General features: G+C 69.9%; 1 pseudogene. It reads left to right on the forward strand.

The features are described 5' to 3' along the window. Positions 1 to 147: 147 nt before the first annotated feature. A pseudogene (locus tag C0541_RS20530) lies at positions 148 to 264 on the forward strand (manganese efflux pump); the annotation flags it as partial. Positions 265 to 356: the final 92 nt, after the last annotated feature.

A 356-nucleotide genomic window follows, 5' to 3' on the forward strand; every position in this document is an offset into this window, starting at 1 on the left:
GGCGCCGCGTAGCACGCGGCAGTCTCCGTAGGAGCGCACCTGGGCGCGACGAGGCCTTATCGGTAAAGCCCCTCGCGCCCAGGTGCGCTCCTACGAGGCCGGGCAGTGCGCTCCGCAGGCGTCAAGCTGGGCCGCGTATTAGACCGCGTGCTGGGCCGCGTGCTCGGCAACCTGATCGGCAAGCGCGCCGAGATCCTCGGCGGTGTGATCCTGGTGACCGTCGGCAGCGTCATCCTCTACGAACACCTCAGCGGCGCCGCGTAGCACGCGCCTGTCTTCGTAGGAGCGCACCTGGGCGCGACGAGGCCTTATCGGTAAAGCCCCTCGCGCCCAGGTGCGCTCCTACGAGGCAGGGC

This window comes from Xanthomonas arboricola (genome assembly GCF_003353015.1).
GTDB lineage: Bacteria > Pseudomonadota > Gammaproteobacteria > Xanthomonadales > Xanthomonadaceae > Xanthomonas > Xanthomonas arboricola_E.